The 15,655-nt window shown below is 73.1% G+C and carries 13 protein-coding genes; 9 read left to right on the top strand and 4 right to left on the bottom strand.

What is annotated here, in order from left to right:
• From FYX01_RS08090 to FYX01_RS08080, 3 genes are all read left to right on the top strand, one after another.
• On the top strand, positions 1–288 hold the full coding sequence (locus tag FYX01_RS08090; RefSeq protein WP_077693628.1) for a WhiB family transcriptional regulator: 288 nt from the start codon (positions 1–3) through the stop codon (positions 286–288).
• Positions 289–596: 308 nt separating this feature from the next.
• Positions 597–3,998 carry a glycosyltransferase family 2 protein gene (locus FYX01_RS08085; protein WP_150239155.1) on the top strand — a complete coding sequence of 1,134 codons (3,402 nt, stop codon included), beginning with the start codon at positions 597–599 and terminating at the stop codon, positions 3,996–3,998.
• 3 nt (positions 3,999–4,001) lie between these two features.
• Entirely contained in the window at positions 4,002–5,546 is a 1,545-nt protein-coding gene (locus FYX01_RS08080; protein WP_150239153.1) for a DUF5719 family protein, read from the top strand.
• Positions 5,547–5,612: 66 nt separating this feature from the next.
• Here FYX01_RS08080 and FYX01_RS08075 read toward each other — a convergent pair whose 3' ends face one another.
• Entirely contained in the window at positions 5,613–6,008 is a 396-nt protein-coding gene (locus FYX01_RS08075) for a metallopeptidase family protein (RefSeq protein ID WP_097633740.1), read from the bottom strand.
• Between the two features lie 257 nt (positions 6,009–6,265).
• Here FYX01_RS08075 and FYX01_RS08070 point away from each other — a divergent pair, with 257 nt between their 5' ends.
• From FYX01_RS08070 to FYX01_RS08055, 4 genes are all read left to right on the top strand, one after another.
• Complete coding sequence (locus tag FYX01_RS08070) at positions 6,266–6,667, top strand: DUF3499 domain-containing protein (RefSeq protein ID WP_150239151.1); 402 nt, start codon at positions 6,266–6,268, stop codon at positions 6,665–6,667.
• A 142-nt stretch (positions 6,668–6,809) separates the two neighbouring features.
• Positions 6,810–8,180: a phosphomannomutase/phosphoglucomutase gene (locus tag FYX01_RS08065; protein WP_150239149.1), complete on the top strand. Its 1,371-nt coding sequence runs from the start codon at positions 6,810–6,812 to the stop codon at positions 8,178–8,180.
• Positions 8,181–8,251: 71 nt separating this feature from the next.
• The gene (locus tag FYX01_RS08060; RefSeq protein WP_150239146.1) at positions 8,252–8,428 is read left to right on the top strand and encodes a Trm112 family protein; all 177 of its coding nucleotides are present in this window, start codon (positions 8,252–8,254) and stop codon (positions 8,426–8,428) included.
• Between the two features lie 158 nt (positions 8,429–8,586).
• Complete coding sequence (locus tag FYX01_RS08055; protein WP_150239144.1) at positions 8,587–9,906, top strand: serine/threonine-protein kinase; 1,320 nt, start codon at positions 8,587–8,589, stop codon at positions 9,904–9,906.
• Between the two features lie 12 nt (positions 9,907–9,918).
• On the opposite strand, the gene FYX01_RS08050 is transcribed toward FYX01_RS08055, so the two are convergent.
• Both FYX01_RS08050 and FYX01_RS08045 read right to left on the bottom strand, forming a co-directional pair.
• Positions 9,919–11,067: a hypothetical protein gene (locus tag FYX01_RS08050; RefSeq protein ID WP_150239142.1), complete on the bottom strand. Its 1,149-nt coding sequence runs from the start codon at positions 11,065–11,067 to the stop codon at positions 9,919–9,921.
• A 158-nt stretch (positions 11,068–11,225) separates the two neighbouring features.
• The gene (locus FYX01_RS08045; RefSeq protein ID WP_150239140.1) at positions 11,226–11,642 is read right to left on the bottom strand and encodes a MerR family transcriptional regulator; all 417 of its coding nucleotides are present in this window, start codon (positions 11,640–11,642) and stop codon (positions 11,226–11,228) included.
• 128 nt (positions 11,643–11,770) lie between these two features.
• Here FYX01_RS08045 and ahcY (FYX01_RS08040) point away from each other — a divergent pair, with 128 nt between their 5' ends.
• Together ahcY (FYX01_RS08040) and ahcY (FYX01_RS08035) are read left to right on the top strand one after the other, a co-directional pair.
• Complete coding sequence (gene ahcY / locus FYX01_RS08040) at positions 11,771–13,207, top strand: adenosylhomocysteinase (protein WP_150239139.1); 1,437 nt, start codon at positions 11,771–11,773, stop codon at positions 13,205–13,207.
• Positions 13,208–13,352: 145 nt separating this feature from the next.
• Positions 13,353–14,615 carry an adenosylhomocysteinase gene (ahcY, locus tag FYX01_RS08035; RefSeq protein WP_150239137.1) on the top strand — a complete coding sequence of 421 codons (1,263 nt, stop codon included), beginning with the start codon at positions 13,353–13,355 and terminating at the stop codon, positions 14,613–14,615.
• Positions 14,616–14,634: 19 nt separating this feature from the next.
• Here ahcY (FYX01_RS08035) and FYX01_RS08030 read toward each other — a convergent pair whose 3' ends face one another.
• Positions 14,635–15,519: an RDD family protein gene (locus FYX01_RS08030; protein WP_150239135.1), complete on the bottom strand. Its 885-nt coding sequence runs from the start codon at positions 15,517–15,519 to the stop codon at positions 14,635–14,637.
• Positions 15,520–15,655: the final 136 nt, after the last annotated feature.

The following is a 15,655-nucleotide window of genomic DNA, read 5'->3' as shown; positions in this document are numbered from 1 at the left end:
ATGAGCGAGGTCATCCCGCTGGCGCACGGCTCAGACGAAGAGCTGGGCTGGCAGGAACGCGCCCTGTGCGCGCAGACCGACCCGGAGGCGTTCTTCCCCGAGAAGGGCGGCTCCACACGGGAAGCCAAGAAGGTCTGCCAGTCGTGCGAGGTACGTGCGGAGTGCCTGGAATACGCACTGGAGCATGATGAGCGCTTCGGTATCTGGGGGGGACTCTCCGAACGTGAGCGCCGAAGGCTGAAGAAAGCCGCCGGGGGAGATTTCGATTTCCTGGCGGACATGCTCTAGGGCCGCGTGCAAGGCGCGCGTCCGGGCCACGGGCCCGGACGCGCGCCTTTCGTATGGGCGGTCCCGCGCGGTCTCTCCGTCGCGCGGCGATTGCACCGGCCGCAGTCACGCCCGGTAATGGGCGGATAGGGACCAACCGGGTCGGCACGTGACGAATAGACCTGCAATGGTGGCACGTGGCGTATCGTGATGTCCCGCGCGCGCGAGCCGCGCCCTACGCGTACACGCGCCCGCCGACCCCCTCCCGGTCGGACCCACGGACCCGAACGGGGTCCCGCCCCTTCTCCCGGAGAGAACCCACCACAGCCGTGCTTGACCAGGATTTCGCCCGACACGTCGTCACCGCGGTCATCGTGTCCCACGAGGGCGCCCGCTGGCTGCCCGAGGCGCTGGAGGCGGTCCGCGCCCAGTCCCGGCCCGTGCAGCGCGTCGTCGCCGCCGACACCGGCAGTACCGACGGCAGCGCCGACATCCTGGCCGGGTTCCTGCCCTCCGACGCCGTCATCGACCTGCCCGCGCGCACCGGATACGGCGACGCCGTCCGCGCCGCCCTGGACCTGCCCCGCTCCACCAGAGCCGTGCGAGGCTCCGACGAGGACGCCACCGAGTGGATCTGGCTCGTCCACGACGACCTCACCCCGGAGAGGGACACCCTCGCCCACCTGCTCGCCGCCGCCGACCAGGACCCGCGCGCCGCCGTCCTGGGGCCCAAGCTGCGCGACTGGTTCGACCGCCGCCTCCTGGTCGAGGCCGGCGTGACCATCGACGGCGCGGGCCGTCGCGATACGGGCCTCGAACAGCGTGAGTTCGACCACGGCCAGCACGACGGCACCCGCCAGGTCCTCGCGGTGTCCAGCGCGGGCATGCTCGTCCGCCGCGACGTGTGGGACCGGCTCGGCGGCTTCGACCGAGCCCTGCCCCTGTTCCGCGACGACATCGACTTCTGCTGGCGGGTGGGGGGAGCGGGACTGCGCGCCCTGCTCGTCACCGACGCGGTGGCCTACCACGCCGAGGCCTCCGCCCGGCGCCGCCGTCCCGTCACCGCCACCCGCAACCACCCGCGCCGGGTGGACCGCCGCCACGCCGTCTTCGTGCTGCTGGCCAACCTGCCCCTGGGCGGGATGGTGGCCGCCCTGGTCCGCAACTCCGTCGTCTCGCTGCTGCGCGTGGTGATGTACCTGCTCATCAAGCAGCCCGCCAACGCCCTGGACGAGGCCGCGGCGATCACGCTGGTGTACCTGCGCCCCTTCCGGCTGGCGCGGGCCCGCTTCCGGCGCCGCCGCGACCGTCGCCGCACCTACAGCGCCATCCGGCCCTTCCTCGCGCGCGGCGTGGCCCTGCGCCAGTTCCACGACGCGGTCACCGGTGTCCTGTCCGGTGAATCCGTCCTCGACACCCCCGGCCGCCACCAGGCCGTCACCGTCCCGCCCCCCGGGGAGGACGACGACGAGGCGCTCACCGACAGCACGGGCTTCGTGCGCCGCGTGGTGTTCAGGCCCGGGGTGCTGCTGGTCATCGGCCTGACCGCGGTCACGGTCGTCGCCGAGCGCTCCCTGCTGTTCGGGGACCTCCTCGCGGGCGGTGCACTGCCCCCGGTCGCGGGCACCGCACGCGACATGTGGGACCTGTACCTGTCCGGCAGCCCCGACAGCGGCCTCGGCTCCGGAGGAACGGTCCCGCCCTACGTCGGACTGCTCGCCCTGCTGTCCACGCTCACCCTGGGCAAGCCCTGGCTGGCCGTCACCCTCGTCCTGCTGGGCTGCGTGCCCCTGGCCGGGCTGACCTCCTACCTGCTCGCCCGCGAGGTGCTGGGCTTTCGTCCCGCGCGCCTGTGGATGGCCGCGACCTACGCGCTGCTGCCGGTGGCCACCGGAGCCATCGCCCAGGGCCGTCTGGGCACCGCGCTGGTCCACGTCCTGCTGCCGGTGCTGGGACTGCTCCTGGTACGGCTGGTGTCGATGCCGCCCAAGCCCTCCCGCCGGGCGGCCTGGGGACTGGGCCTGGTCCTGGCGGCGGCCACCGCGTTCGTGCCGATGGTGTGGCTGCTGTCCCTGGTCACCGGCCTGCTGGTGGCGGTGGCCTTCGGTCACCTGGGCCGCCGGATCTACGTCAGCGTCGCGCTGGGCCTGGCCGTCCCCGTCGTGGTGCTGCTGCCGTGGTCGCTCGAACTGCTCCTGCACCCCGGCCTGTGGCTTCTGGAAGCCGGGCTGCACCGCCCCGAGCTGTCGGAGCCGGGCGCCACCCCCCAGGAGCTGCTCATGCTCTCCCCGGGCGGACCCGGCACCCCTCCGTTCTGGGTCACCGCCGGATTCGCCGTCGCGGCCCTGTGCTCCCTGCTGCTGCTCCGCAACCGCATGCTGGTCGCCACGGGGTGGTCCCTGGCCCTGTTCGGGATCCTGATCGCCATCCTGACCAGCCGACTCGTCATCGAGCCCCACTTCGGCGGCCCGCCGGCGCCGGTCTGGCCGAGTGCGGCCCTGTCCTTCGCCGCCACGGCGGTGCTGCTGTCGGCGGCGACCGCCGCGCGCTCCTTCGGCGACATGTTCCGCCTCGGAGGGCTGCGGAGGGCCTTCGCGTTGACCGTGGCCGTACTCGCCCTGGCCACCCCGGTCTGCGCCTCCGCCCTGTGGATGCGTGAGGGCGTCCAGGGGCCGCTCACCAGCCACGCCGACCCCGCCATCCCCGGCGCGCTGGCCAGCGTCAGCGAGGACGGGACCGGACCGCGCACCCTCGTCCTCACCTCGGACGGGCGGGGCGGCGTGGACTACCTGGTGGCGCGCGGACGCGAACCACGCCTGGGGGAGGAACGCCTCGTACCCGAGGCGGGGGTCCGCGGGACCGTGGACCAGGTCGTGGCCGAGCTCACCGCGGGCCAGGGCGGTGACCAGACGCACACCCTGGCCGACTTCGGCATCCAGTACGTGCTTCACCCGAATCCGCGGATCAGCGGGGCCGACGGCGTCACCATGGTCGACACCCTGGACGGCACGCCCGGATTCGAACGGCAGTCGCTGTCCCGGCACTACGCGCTCTGGCGGCTGAGCGTGTCCACCGGCGCGCTGCGCGTGGTCACCGAGGACGGCGCCGGCTCCGAGGCCCTCACGGTGGAGGGCCCGGGGGAGGAGATGACCGCGCGGATCGCCGACGGCAACACCGGTCGGCGGCTCGCCCTGGCCGAGACCGCCGACAGCGGTTGGCGGGCCACCCTCGACGGCGCCGAACTGGCCCCGGTGGCCACCGAGAACGGCACCCAGGCGTGGACGCTGCCGGTGCGGGGCGGAGAGGTGCGCGTCTGGCACACCGACTACGTGCACGCGGCCTGGCTGCTCACACAGGGGGTCCTGTTCCTGGTGGTGGTGGTCCTCGCCGCACCCGGCGTGCGCACCGAGGAGGAGGCGCGGCTGATCGGCTCCACGCCCGCACCCCGGCCGCGGCGCCCGACGGGACTGCGTTCGGCCTCCCGCCGGGGAGCGCGGGCCGCTCGCGCGGGCGCCGACCGTGACGGGGACGCGACGCCGGAACGCGCCGACGGCACCGGGGCGTCCGAGCGGTCGGCCGGGACCACCGGTGCCGTCCGGGGCGGGGGCCGCCGCCGGGGCGCACGCAGTACCAGGCGTGCGGCGGGGCGACGTCGCGCGGGCGGCAGACCCGAGAGGGACGGCCGAGGCGGCGGGGACGCCGGGGCGTCCAGGACCGAGCGGGGGGAGTAGGGCGTGCGCCTGATCGTGGAGAACCGGTTCGCGCTGTTCGGACTGGTCGCGCTGGCCCTGGCCGCGCTGTTCGGTATCGCGTTCGCGACCGAACCGGTGACCGCCGAACTGGGCGTCACCGAGCCGGGCACCGTGCGCCCCGACCACGCGGTGCGGGTGTGCCCCGTGCCGCACGAACCGGGGGAGAGCTCCGTGGCCGCGTTCGCCCCGAGGGTGAGCCGCGACGACGAGGGCGGGCTGCGGGCGGAACCGGTCCCCGCCGCCCCGGGGGAGGACGAGGAGACCGACGGGCCCGAGGAGGACGGACCCCTCGGCGAGGAGCTGAACGAGCCCGGCCGCATGTGGAGCGCCGACACCGGCGGGGCCGTCGGCCCCACGGCCATCCGCGCCGAGGGAGCCCTGGCCTCCGGACTCGACGCCGCCCAGACCACCCTGTCCGACGGCTCGGTCACCGAGGTGCGCTGCGCCGAACCCTCCGTCGGAACCTGGTTCGCCCTGCCCGGCGGCGACGACACCGAGGGCATGCGGATCGAGTCGCTCACCGCGCACCTGGCCAACCCCGAGGACTCCCGGGCCACGGTCAGCGTGGACATCTACACCGAGGGCGGTCCCTCCTACTCGTCCGAGAGCCGGGGCGTCTCCCTGCTCGCCGGCGAGTCGACCGAGCTGGACCTGACCGAGCTGGTCCAGAGCACCAGTGCCCTCGGCGTCCATGTGCGCACCAGCACCGGAAGGGTCTCCGCCTCCCTGCTCGCCGAGCACGCCTCCGGCCCCGCCGACTGGGTGCCGCCCACGGCCGCGCCCGCCCGCGAGCACGTGGTTCCGGGCGTTCCCGGCGGTGACGGACGGCGCCGTCTGCTCGTGGCCGTGCCCGGCGACGAGCCCGTCGAGGTGCGCGTCCGCACCGTCGCCTCCGCCCCGGAAGACGGGGAGGAGGACGGGGGCCCGGGGACCGCCGAGGACCCGGTGGTGCTCAACGTGCCCCCGGCCGCCTCCGCCTGGCTCAGCCTGGAGAGCGTTCTGGGCGGCGAGCCGGGCACGGTCGTGCTGGAGTCGGACGCACCCGTGGTCGCCGGTGTCGCCGTGGAGGCGGTCGACGGCGAGGGCGAGGACGTCGAGGTGGTCGAGACCGCCTACACGTCCGCCGTACCGCCGCTCGGCTTCCCTCTGAACACCACCGCGGTCCTGCCCGACATCCCCCCGGGGGCCGAAACCGAGCTCGTTCTGGGCGCGGTCGGGGGCGACGCCATGCTGATGGCCACCCCGATCGGCGCGGACGGCACGCAGGGGGACGCCGTGCGCGTGGAGGTCGCGGCGGGGACCACCGCGGTGGCAGGTCCCGGGGACGGCGGCTGGCAGGCGCCCTCGGGCACCGGCCCGGAGGACGGCTACACGGTCCGCCTGGAGCTTCTGGAGGGCTCCGCCCCCGTCCACGCCGCCCGCGTACTGCGCGACGGCGTCGGGCTGGGTGTGCTGCCCGTGGGGCCCGCACCGGTGCGGATCCCGCTCCCGGTGGTGCGTGACAGCATGGTGGGAACCGTCCCGTAGGGGGGCCACCGGACGCACGGGGTCCCCGGGCCCCGCCCGGGGGCCGGGCGGAGCACGAGGGGGCGGTCAGCTCTCGGGGTCGACCGACTCGGGTTCCACACCGAGCAGGTTGGCGACCTCCTCGACGACCGTCTCGTGGACGAGGAGGGCCATCTCCTCGGGATCCTTCGTCCGGATCTCCACCGGGCGCCGGTACACCACGATGCGGGCCCGGCCCGAGGGATCGGTCTCCAGGCGGGAGAAGGGGATCGCCTCGGTCAGCGGTCCGTGGGGCGGGACCGGCGGGACGTCCTCCACGAGGAAGTCGACATTGGCCAGTTCACGCGCCCACAAGCGCTCCAGGCGTTCGACGGCGTCCAGGACAAGGTCGTCGAACGCCTGCGCTCGGCTACGGAAAACCGGCAGGTCGGACGGCACGAGAGGACCGCGGATGCCTCGGCCGCGGCGGTCCCGGCGCCGCACTCGGTCTGGTTGGCCACTGGAAAGGCGCACTCGTCGCACCCTTCGAGACTAAGCCATCACACGCCCCGCGCGTAGCCCTCCCGACCCCGAAAGCGGTTTCGGGGCCCACAGGGCGCCTTCCGGGGCCGGGCGGGCCAAGGCGGCACAGGTGTCGCGGAGGTGGCGAAGCGGTACATCGAGGCGTTGGAGGGGCGGAAACGACCAGTTCGCGGAACGATGCTGGCGTGTCCCTCGGTAAAGGCATACAGTCGAACGCTGTGAGCCCTGTCCGACGCTGCTCCCGTACTGCCTGCAGGCAGCCTGCCGTCTTCACGCTCACGTACGTCTACGCGGACTCGACGGCCGTCCTCGGTCCTCTCGCCGCCTACGTGGAACCGCACTGCTACGACCTCTGCGCCGTGCACGCCGACCGGTTGACGGCCCCGCGCGGCTGGGAGGTCGTCCGGCTCCCGGTCGAGACGTCGGGCGGTGGACCCGGCAGCGACGACCTGGAGGCCCTCGCGGACGCCGTACGTGAGGCGGCCCGTCCGCCTGCCCGCAAGAACCCCTCCGGCGACGAGGTCGGCGAGGGTACCGAGACGCTGCGCCGCGGACACCTGCGCGTGGTCAAGTCCGACCCCGGCCGCGGCGAACGGCAGCCGCCCCGCCGCCCCGACTGAGACGGGGGAGTGTTCCCGGCGTCGGTGGAACCGGCGGCGATGCCGGTGGGGGACCGCGAGGGCGGCTTGCTAGTTTTGTACCGTGCGCGGCCGGACCGCGCGGGACCGAACGTGGAGCAGGACCGATCTGGCCGGAGAAGACGTGGCTGACCTCGCAAGCATCTTCAAGGCATACGACGTGCGCGGTGTGATTCCCGACACCCTCAACGCGGACATCGCACGGGCGATCGGGGCGGCCTTCGCCCGGGTGGTCGGCGGCGGCGCCGTCGTGGTCGCCCACGACATGCGTCCCTCGTCGCCGGAACTGGCAACCGCCTTCAGCGAGGGCGTCACCAGCCAGGGCCTCGACGTGGTGTTCACCGGACTCGGCTCCACCGACCTGCTCTACTACGGGTCGGGCCACCTGGACCTGCCCGGCGCCATGTTCACCGCCAGCCACAACCCGGCCGAGTACAACGGCATCAAGATGTGCCGGGCCGGGGCGTCGCCCATCAGCGGCGACACCGGCCTGGACGAGATCCGTCACCTGGCCGAGGAGAGCCTGGGGCGAGGGGCGGGAGTGCCCGCCTACGACGGCCCCGCGGGGAGCGTCACCGAGCAGGACCTCCTGCCCGGCTACGCCGCCTACCTGCGTGGGCTGGTCGACCTGTCCGGTATCCGGCCGCTCAAGGTGGCCGTGGACGCGGGCAACGGCATGGGCGGCCACACCGTCCCCGCCGTCCTGGAGAAGGGCCTGCCGCTGGAGATCGTCCCCCTCTACTTCGAGCTGGACGGCACCTTCCCCAACCACCCGGCCAACCCGCTGGACCCCGACAACCTGGTCGACCTCCAGGCCCGGGTCCGCGAGACCGGCGCCGACATCGGCCTGGCCTTCGACGGAGACGCCGACCGCTGCTTCGTCGTGGACGAGAACGGTGACGCCGTGCCCCCCTCCGCCATCACGGCCATGGTCGCCGCCCAGGAGCTGAAGCGCGAGCCGGGTTCCACGGTCATCCACAACCTCATCACCTCCCGGGCCGTGCCCGAGATCGTGCGCGAGAGGGGCGGCGTGCCCGTGCGCACCCGCGTCGGCCACTCCTTCATCAAGGCCACCATGGCCGAGACCGGCGCGATCTTCGGCGGGGAGCACTCCGCCCACTACTACTTCCGCGAGTTCTGGCGGGCCGACACCGGTATGCTCGCGGCGATGCACGTCCTGCGGGTCCTGGGCAACGACGACCGCCCGCTCTCGCGGATCGCCGAGGAGTACTCGCGCTACGCCGGGTCCGGCGAGGTCAACTCCAGGGTCGACGACGCCCCCGGGCGGATGGCCGCGGTGCGCGCGGCCTTCGTCGACCGGAACGGCGTCACCGTCGACGAGCTCGACGGGCTGACCGTCTCCCTGCCCGACGGATCGTGGTTCAACGTGCGCGCCTCCAACACCGAACCGCTGCTGCGGCTCAACGTGGAGGCCCCCGACGAGGCGTCCACGGCCGCCCTGCGTGACGAGGTGCTGGCCATCGTCCGCGCCTGACCGGGCATCATGGTGGGGGAGGGAGCCGTACGGCGGACCCTTCCCCGCCCACCACCACGAGGAACGAGAACATGAGCACGAAGATCGACGGCTGGCTGCTGGAGATCCTGGCCTGCCCGCAGAGCCAGGCCCCGCTGCGCCATGACCCCGCGACCGACGAGCTGGTCTGCGACGAGAGCGGCCTGGCCTACCCCATCCGGGACGGCATCCCGGTCATGCTGATCGACGAGGCGCGGAAAATCGGTTGAGACGGGAGGGAACGCAGCGGGCGCTCCCACAGTCATAACGGATGCGGCAGGGTGGGAGGTCCCCTTCCGGCCATGGTGGGACGCGTCCCCGCGTTCCCCGCAACCCGTACCCTGTTCCTGCGCGTCCCCGCCCACGACGACCTCCCTGGAGAGCACCGATGCCCGGTTCCGAATCGCTACGGCCGAGCGATCCCTCCGCGTTCGGCGACTACAGCGTGACCGGACGCCTGGGCAAGGGCGGTCAGGGCATCGTCTACCTCGCCGAGGCCGCGGACGGGGAACAGTACGCGGTCAAGGTCCTCAACGACCAGTGGTCGCAGGACGGCGACCTGCGCAAGCGGTTCGAGAAGGAGGTCCGGGCCGCGCAGAAGGTCGCCTCCTTCTGCACCGCCGCGATCATCGACGCCCAGCTCGACGGCGACCCGCCCTACGTGGTCAGCGAGTTCGTCCCGGGCAAGGACCTGCAGGAGACCATCGCCAAGGGCAGCACGCAGAAGGGGTCCACCCTGCAGCGGCTCGCGGTCTCCACCGCCACCGCCCTGGTCGCCATCCACAGGGCGGGCATCGTCCACCGCGACTTCAAGCCCGGTAACGTACTGATCGGCCCGGACGGGCCACGCGTCATCGACTTCGGCATCGCCCGGGTCGACGACGGCACCGCCACCATGACCAACTCGATCGTCGGCACGCCCTCCTACATGGCGCCCGAGCAGATCGAGGGCCGCGGGATCACCGACAAGTGCGACATCTTCGCCTGGGGCTGCGTCATCGCCTTCGCCTCCACCGGCCGCGCCCCGTTCGGCTCCGACACCGTCCCCGCGGTCGTGCACCGCGTGGTCAGCGCGCCGCCGGACCTGAGCGACATGGACGAGGCGCTGCGGCCGATCGTGGAGTCCTGCCTGGACAAGAACCCCGACAACCGGCCCAACGCCCAGACACTGCTCATGCGCCTGCTGGGCCACGAGGGGCCGAACGACTCCGCGCCCTCCGCCGACGACGCCGTCAAGCAGGGCGAGCAGATCGCCCAGACCGGCCTGGTCACCGGCGGCCAGCTGCCCTACCGGCCCCAGCAGCCGACCACCGGACCGCAGGCGGGCGCCGGCGCCTATCCGCCGGGAACCTCCAACCCGCGTCCCGGCGTGCCGGGCCACCCCGTCAGCTCCGACCCCCGCCACGGGTTCGCGCACCCGGGCACCTCCAACCCGAGGCCGGGTGTGTCCGGCCACCCCGGCACGTCCAATCCGCGTCCGGGCGCACCCGCCTATCCGCCCCCGCCGCACGGCATGCCCCCCGCGGCGCACCCGATGGCCACGGGCATGAACCCGAACCAGACCTACGCCCACCCCGGAGCGCGGCAGCCCGTGCCGCGTCCGGCCCGGCAGGACCCGGTGCTCCAGCAGAGCTGGGTGATCCCCGCGGTGCTCATCACCATCGTGATCTTGCTGCTGGTGCTGCTCCTGATCACCATCAGCCGCTGACCGGACCCGTCCTCACACCCGGGTGAGCTCGTTCATGGCGCGCGAGACGGCCTCGTCCACGAGGTCGCGCACCTGCGGCCAGCGGTCGTCCACGCAGTCCGTGGGCATCACGGTCACACTGTCGGTGCCGGACATGCCCAGCGCGTCGCGTACCCCCTCCCGGGTGGTCATGCGCGCGTCGGCGGTGACCGCCAGGACCCCGGTCCGGGGCCGGCCCACCTCCTGCACCACCACGAACAGGCACAGCGACACCTCGCCCACCGCCAGTTCCAGCGCCGCCCACCAGTGTGCGGCGCCCGGCGTGAGCAGCGTCCGGGCCACGGTCTCCGCCGCGCCCCCGGGTTCGGCGTCGTCCGAACCGCCCGAGTACACCGAGGTGCGCGCCCCGTCGTCCAGCGCACGCAGGATCAGGGCGAGCGACTCCCGACGCGAGCGCACGTAGTCCAACACGCGGCGGCGGGTCACCGTGGCGAGCGGGGACACCGGCGAGCGCGGCTCGGGAACGGTTTCCGGGGTCCAGCTCAGCTCGTCCAGCAGTGTTCCGGTCACCAGCCGCGCGAAGTGGCGCACCACCCCGGCGAGGCGCTCGTCGGGCCCCCGGCCGGCCCGCGGCGGCGGGGAGGCCGGGTCGGGCAGCAGCGGCGGGAAGTCCGCCCGCCGCAGCACCAGCGAGGCCAGCGCCCACGGCAGCACCCACAGGTGCGAGTCCGCTCCCTCGGCCGGGTCCAGCTCGGTCAGCACGGCCACGCACTCGGTGTAGGTGTACGCGGCGCGCACCACCGGGTGGGCCGGCACCGAGGCGGCCTCGGCCACCCGCGACGCCCGTGCGAAGTCCAGGGGGCGTCCCGGGGGGCGTGAGGGGTCGTCCTCGGACAGGTCGCGGGCCCGCTCGGCCAGTTCCGCGACGAACGCGGCGGTGACCGGCTGTCCGGAGGTCCCGTCCACCGAGACGGACACCACCAGCTCCTCCAGGGCGGAACCGCCGCCCAGTTTCCGGACGCGGCGGCGCACCAGTTCCCGCCGCGCGGCCTCGCGCGCCTCCCGGGGCTGGCTCTGGCGGTGCTGGGCCCAGATGGCCCGCAACCGGTCGACATCCATGAGGTCTTCGCGTACCAGGCTCGGGAGCCGGTCCAGATCCGCACCGCAGCGTAGGGTATCCACGCTGTCTCCGTAGCCAGTGGGCAGTTGGCCAAAACCTGCCGGGCGGCCCAGGCCCGTGGCCGCTACCGGCCGCGTCCGCGTGTAAACCAGGTGTGCGCCGAGGCCGAGGCGGCCGGTGCCCGCAAGCCACCGGAAGCGAGCGGTGCCCGGGGCGGGGATCAGGGGCGACGGCCGTGCAGCAGCCGCATCGCCTTCTCCTGCTCGAAGTCCAGCGCGCGCGTGGGCGCCGCCGCGAGCCTGCCCAGCCGCTCCCCGTGCGCGCGCACCCGGGCCAGCACCTCGGGCTCGGCCAGGACGCGCAGCGCGAAGGCCAGCGCCGCGGGCGGGATGTCGAACTCGCGCTCCAACTCCAGGCCCACCGCGATCGTGCGCAGGTCCTCCTCGGTGAACCGGCGGTGCCGGTGGCCGCGTCCCGTGGGCTGCTCCTGGGTACGGGGCAGAAGGCCCAGGCCCTCCCGGTAGCGCAGCATCCGCGCGGTGGTGCCCACCCGGTCGGCGGCCGCGGAGATCGGCACGGGCCCGGTCGGCCGGGAGGACCGGTCGGGCGGGGGCGGAGCATCGTCGAGGGCGGCCATGGACGCGACCCTAACCGAACTCCACCACCGGTGAAAGCAAATCTGACATCACAATGTCAGTTTCTCTCCGATGTCGGGGCGGCGGCCCTAGAATCGGGAAGGCTACGACCATCACGAGTGAGGAACGCATGGCTTTCGACTTCAAGGTCGCCGATCTTTCCCTGGCCTCCTTCGGCCGCGACGAGATCCGTCTCGCCGAGCACGAGATGCCCGGCCTCATGGCCACCCGCGCCGAGTTCGGGGACAGCAAGCCGCTCCGGGGCGCCCGCATCATGGGCTCGCTGCACATGACCATCCAGACCGCGGTCCTCATCGAGACCCTGATCGCCCTGGGCGCCGAGGTGCGCTGGGTCAGCTGCAACATCTTCTCCACCCAGGACCACGCCGCCGCCGCGGTCGTCGTCGGCCCCGACGGCACCCCCGAGGACCCCAGGGGCGTGCCGGTCTTCGCCTGGAAGGGCGAGACCCTCGAAGAGTACTGGTGGTGCACCGAGCAGGCGCTGACCTGGCCGGGCGCCGAGGGCCCCAACATGATCCTGGACGACGGCGGCGACGCCACCATGCTCGTCCACAAGGGCGCCGAGTACGAGAGGGCGGGCGCGGTCCCCGACCCCGACAGCGTCGACAGCGAGGAGGTGGCGGTCGTCCTGCGCCTGCTGCGCGCCAGCCTGGAGCGCGACGCCACCAAGTGGACCGAGACCGCCAAGGGCATCCGGGGCGTCACCGAGGAGACCACCACCGGCGTGCTCCGCCTGTACGAGATGCGCCGTGAGGGCACCCTGGCCTTCCCGGCGATCAACGTCAACGACTCGGTCACCAAGAGCAAGTTCGACAACAAGTACGGCATCCGCCACTCGCTGCCCGACGGCATCATGCGCGCCACCGACGTGCTCATCGGCGGCAAGGTCTCCGTGGTCTGCGGCTACGGCGACGTGGGCAAGGGCGCGGCCGAGGCGCTGCGCGGCCAGGGCGCCCGCGTCATCATCACCGAGATCGACCCGATCAACGCCCTCCAGGCGGCCATGGACGGCTTCCAGGTCAGCACCCTGGAGGACGTGCTGGAGACCGGTGACATCTTCATCACCACCACCGGCAACTTCAACGTGATCATGGCCGACCAGATCACCCGCATGAAGCACCAGGCGATCATCGGCAACGTCGGCCACTTCGACAACGAGATCGACATGGCGGGCCTGGCGAGGGTCCCCGGCATCACCAAGAAGGAGATCAAGCCGCAGGTCCACGAGTGGACCCTCCCCGACGGGAAGTCCGTCCTGGTGCTCTCCGAGGGCCGCCTGCTCAACCTGGGCAACGCCACCGGCCACCCCAGCTTCGTGATGTCCAACAGCTTCACCAACCAGGTCATCGCGCAGATCGAGCTGTTCACCAAGCCCGACGAGTACCCGACCGACGTGTACACGCTGCCCAAGGTCCTGGACGAGAAGGTCGCCCGGCTGCACCTGGACGCGCTCGGCGTCAAGCTGACCACGCTCACCAAGGAACAGGCCGCCTACATCGGTGTGGACGTGGCGGGCCCGTACAAGCCCGACCACTACCGCTACTGAGTTCGGCGGCTTCCGGAGGAAGCACCGGCGTGGGACGGCTCCCGGGCCGTCCCACGCCCGCCTCCCCGGGGCGCGCAGGGCGCCGCCGGGCGGCGCCACCATCCCCCGCGGGCCCGAGGGCCCGCAAGACGAATCCGGTTGGTAGATGACACTCCCCTCACACGAGGTGGCCGACCTCGGCCTGGCCCGGGCCGGGGTCCGCCGCGTGGACTGGGCCGAACGCTCCATGCCGGTGCTGCGCAGCGTGCGCGAGCGCTTCGCCGCGGAGCGCCCCCTGGACGGGCTGCGCGTGGCCGCGTGCCAGCACGTGACCGCCGAGACCGCCAACCTGATGCGCGCCCTGCGCGCGGGCGGCGCCGAGGTGTGGCTGGCGGCGTCCAATCCGCTGTCCACCCAGGACGACACCGCCGCCGCGCTGGTCGCCGAGTACGGGGTTTCGGTTCACGCCTGGGCCGGGATGGACCCGGCCTCCTATGACCGGAACCTGGTCACGGTCCTGGAGTCGCGGCCGCACCTGCTGATCGACGACGGGTGCGATCTGGTCAACACGGCGCACCTGGTCCGCCCCGACCTGCTCGACGGGGTGCTGGGCGGCTGCGAACAGACCACCACAGGGGTGATCCGGCTGCGCCGGATGAGCGCTGAGGGCGAACTGCGGCTGCCGATGGTCGCGGTCAACGACACCGCCACCAAGCGCATGTTCGACAACCGGTACGGCACCGGTCAGTCCACCATCGACGGCATCCTGCGGGCCACCAACACCATGCTCGCCGGCCGCACCGTCGTGGTCGCGGGGTTCGGCTACTGCGGTCGCGGCCTGGCCGAGCGCGCCCGCGGTATGGGCGCCCGCGTGGTCGTCACCGAGGTCGACCCGGTCAAGGCCCTGGACGCGGTCATGCAGGGCTACACCGTCACCACGATGGAGGAGGCGGCCTCCGCCGGGGACGTGTTCGTCACCGTCACCGGCAACCGCGGCGTCATCCGCGCCGAGCACCTGGGGCGGATGAAGGACGGCGCGATCCTGGCCAACTCCGGCCACTTCGACCTGGAGATCGACCTGGACGCCCTGGAACGCGAGGCCGTGGAGGTCAACCGGGGCGTGCGCGAGCACGCCGACGAGTACGTGTTCGCGGACGGGCGCCGCATGCTGCTGCTCTCCGAGGGGCGCCTGGTCAACCTCGGCGCGGCGGAGGGGCACCCGGCCGCCGTCATGGACATGTCGTTCGCCGTCCAGGCCCTGACCACCGTGTGGCTGGCCGGCAACGCCGCCGACCTGGCGCCGGGCGTGGTGGAGGTGCCCGCCGAGACCGACACCGAGGTGGCGCGTCTCGAACTGGCGGCCCTGGACGTGCGCATCGACGCGCTCACCCCCGACCAGGAGGTCTACCTGCGCTCCTGGCGCCTCTGACGGAGGGCCTCAGGCGCGCTCAGGGGTGCTGGCCCCCCGGACCCCACCGGTGGCTCTGGGGGCCGTATCCGGATCCGGGCTGCTGGTGGCCGCCCTGGGGACGACCGGCCCGCTGCGCGGCGGCGACCTCGTGGCGGCGGCGCCGCTCGGCGAGCACCGCGGCCAGGAAGTAGGGCGGGGTGGTGCCGGGCGGCGGGGGCGGGCTGATCTGGGAGGCCACCGAGTCGGCCAGCCGGACGCCCATCTCGTACCGGGTGTGCTCGGCCAGCTCCCCGTACCGGAGCACGTACTGCCGGGCCGCCGCGACGGTCTCCGGGGACAGGCGGGACAGTTCGACGCCCATCGCCCAGCCCGCCAGCTGCGGCGGCATCGGGACGCCCTCCTCACGGCGTCCGCCGGCGCGCTCCTCCACGACCATCGTCCCGGCCACGAAGTCGCCCACGCGGCGTCCGTCCCGGTTGATCATCGAGGAGATCAGGGCGATCATGCCGGTCGTCATCCAGATCTCCACGAACGACGCCAGCGCGCGGCCCAGCGCCTGCCGGAACCGCTCGGGGGAACCGTCGGTGCCCACCACGCGCAGGCCCAGCGCCATCTTGCCCAGGGAGCGGCCGCGCGAGACGGTCTCGAAGACCGTCGGGTAGCCGACCAGGACCAGGACGGTGCCCGCCAGGGAGACGGCGGCGGTGATCGCGGGATCCAGGTTGCGGCCGATCCACGAGACGAGGACACCCAGCGCGATCAGGGCGATGACCTGGAGGAGGACGTCGATGGCCAGGGCCGCGGCCCTGGTGGCGAAGCCGGCCGGACGCAGGTCGAGGACCACCGCGTCACCGGTGACCAGCGGGGTGACGCCGTACACGTCGTCGCGGGCGTCGCCGTTGCCGGGATAGGACACCAGCATTCGCTCCCTCAGGGCTGTCTGAAACCGTCCACCCGACATTACCCGCCGCGCGGAACGTGTGTTCGCGAAGGTCGGCCGTGACCCGGGGCGCCGACCGGCCGGACCGGGGACCGCCCGAACCGGTAGGGTCCGATGC

The sequence above is a fragment of the Nocardiopsis quinghaiensis genome (genome assembly GCF_008638365.1).
GTDB classification, from domain to species: domain Bacteria; phylum Actinomycetota; class Actinomycetes; order Streptosporangiales; family Streptosporangiaceae; genus Nocardiopsis; species Nocardiopsis quinghaiensis.
The sequence above is the reverse complement of the archived record's forward strand: the minus strand, read 5'-3'. Positions and strand labels throughout refer to the sequence as shown.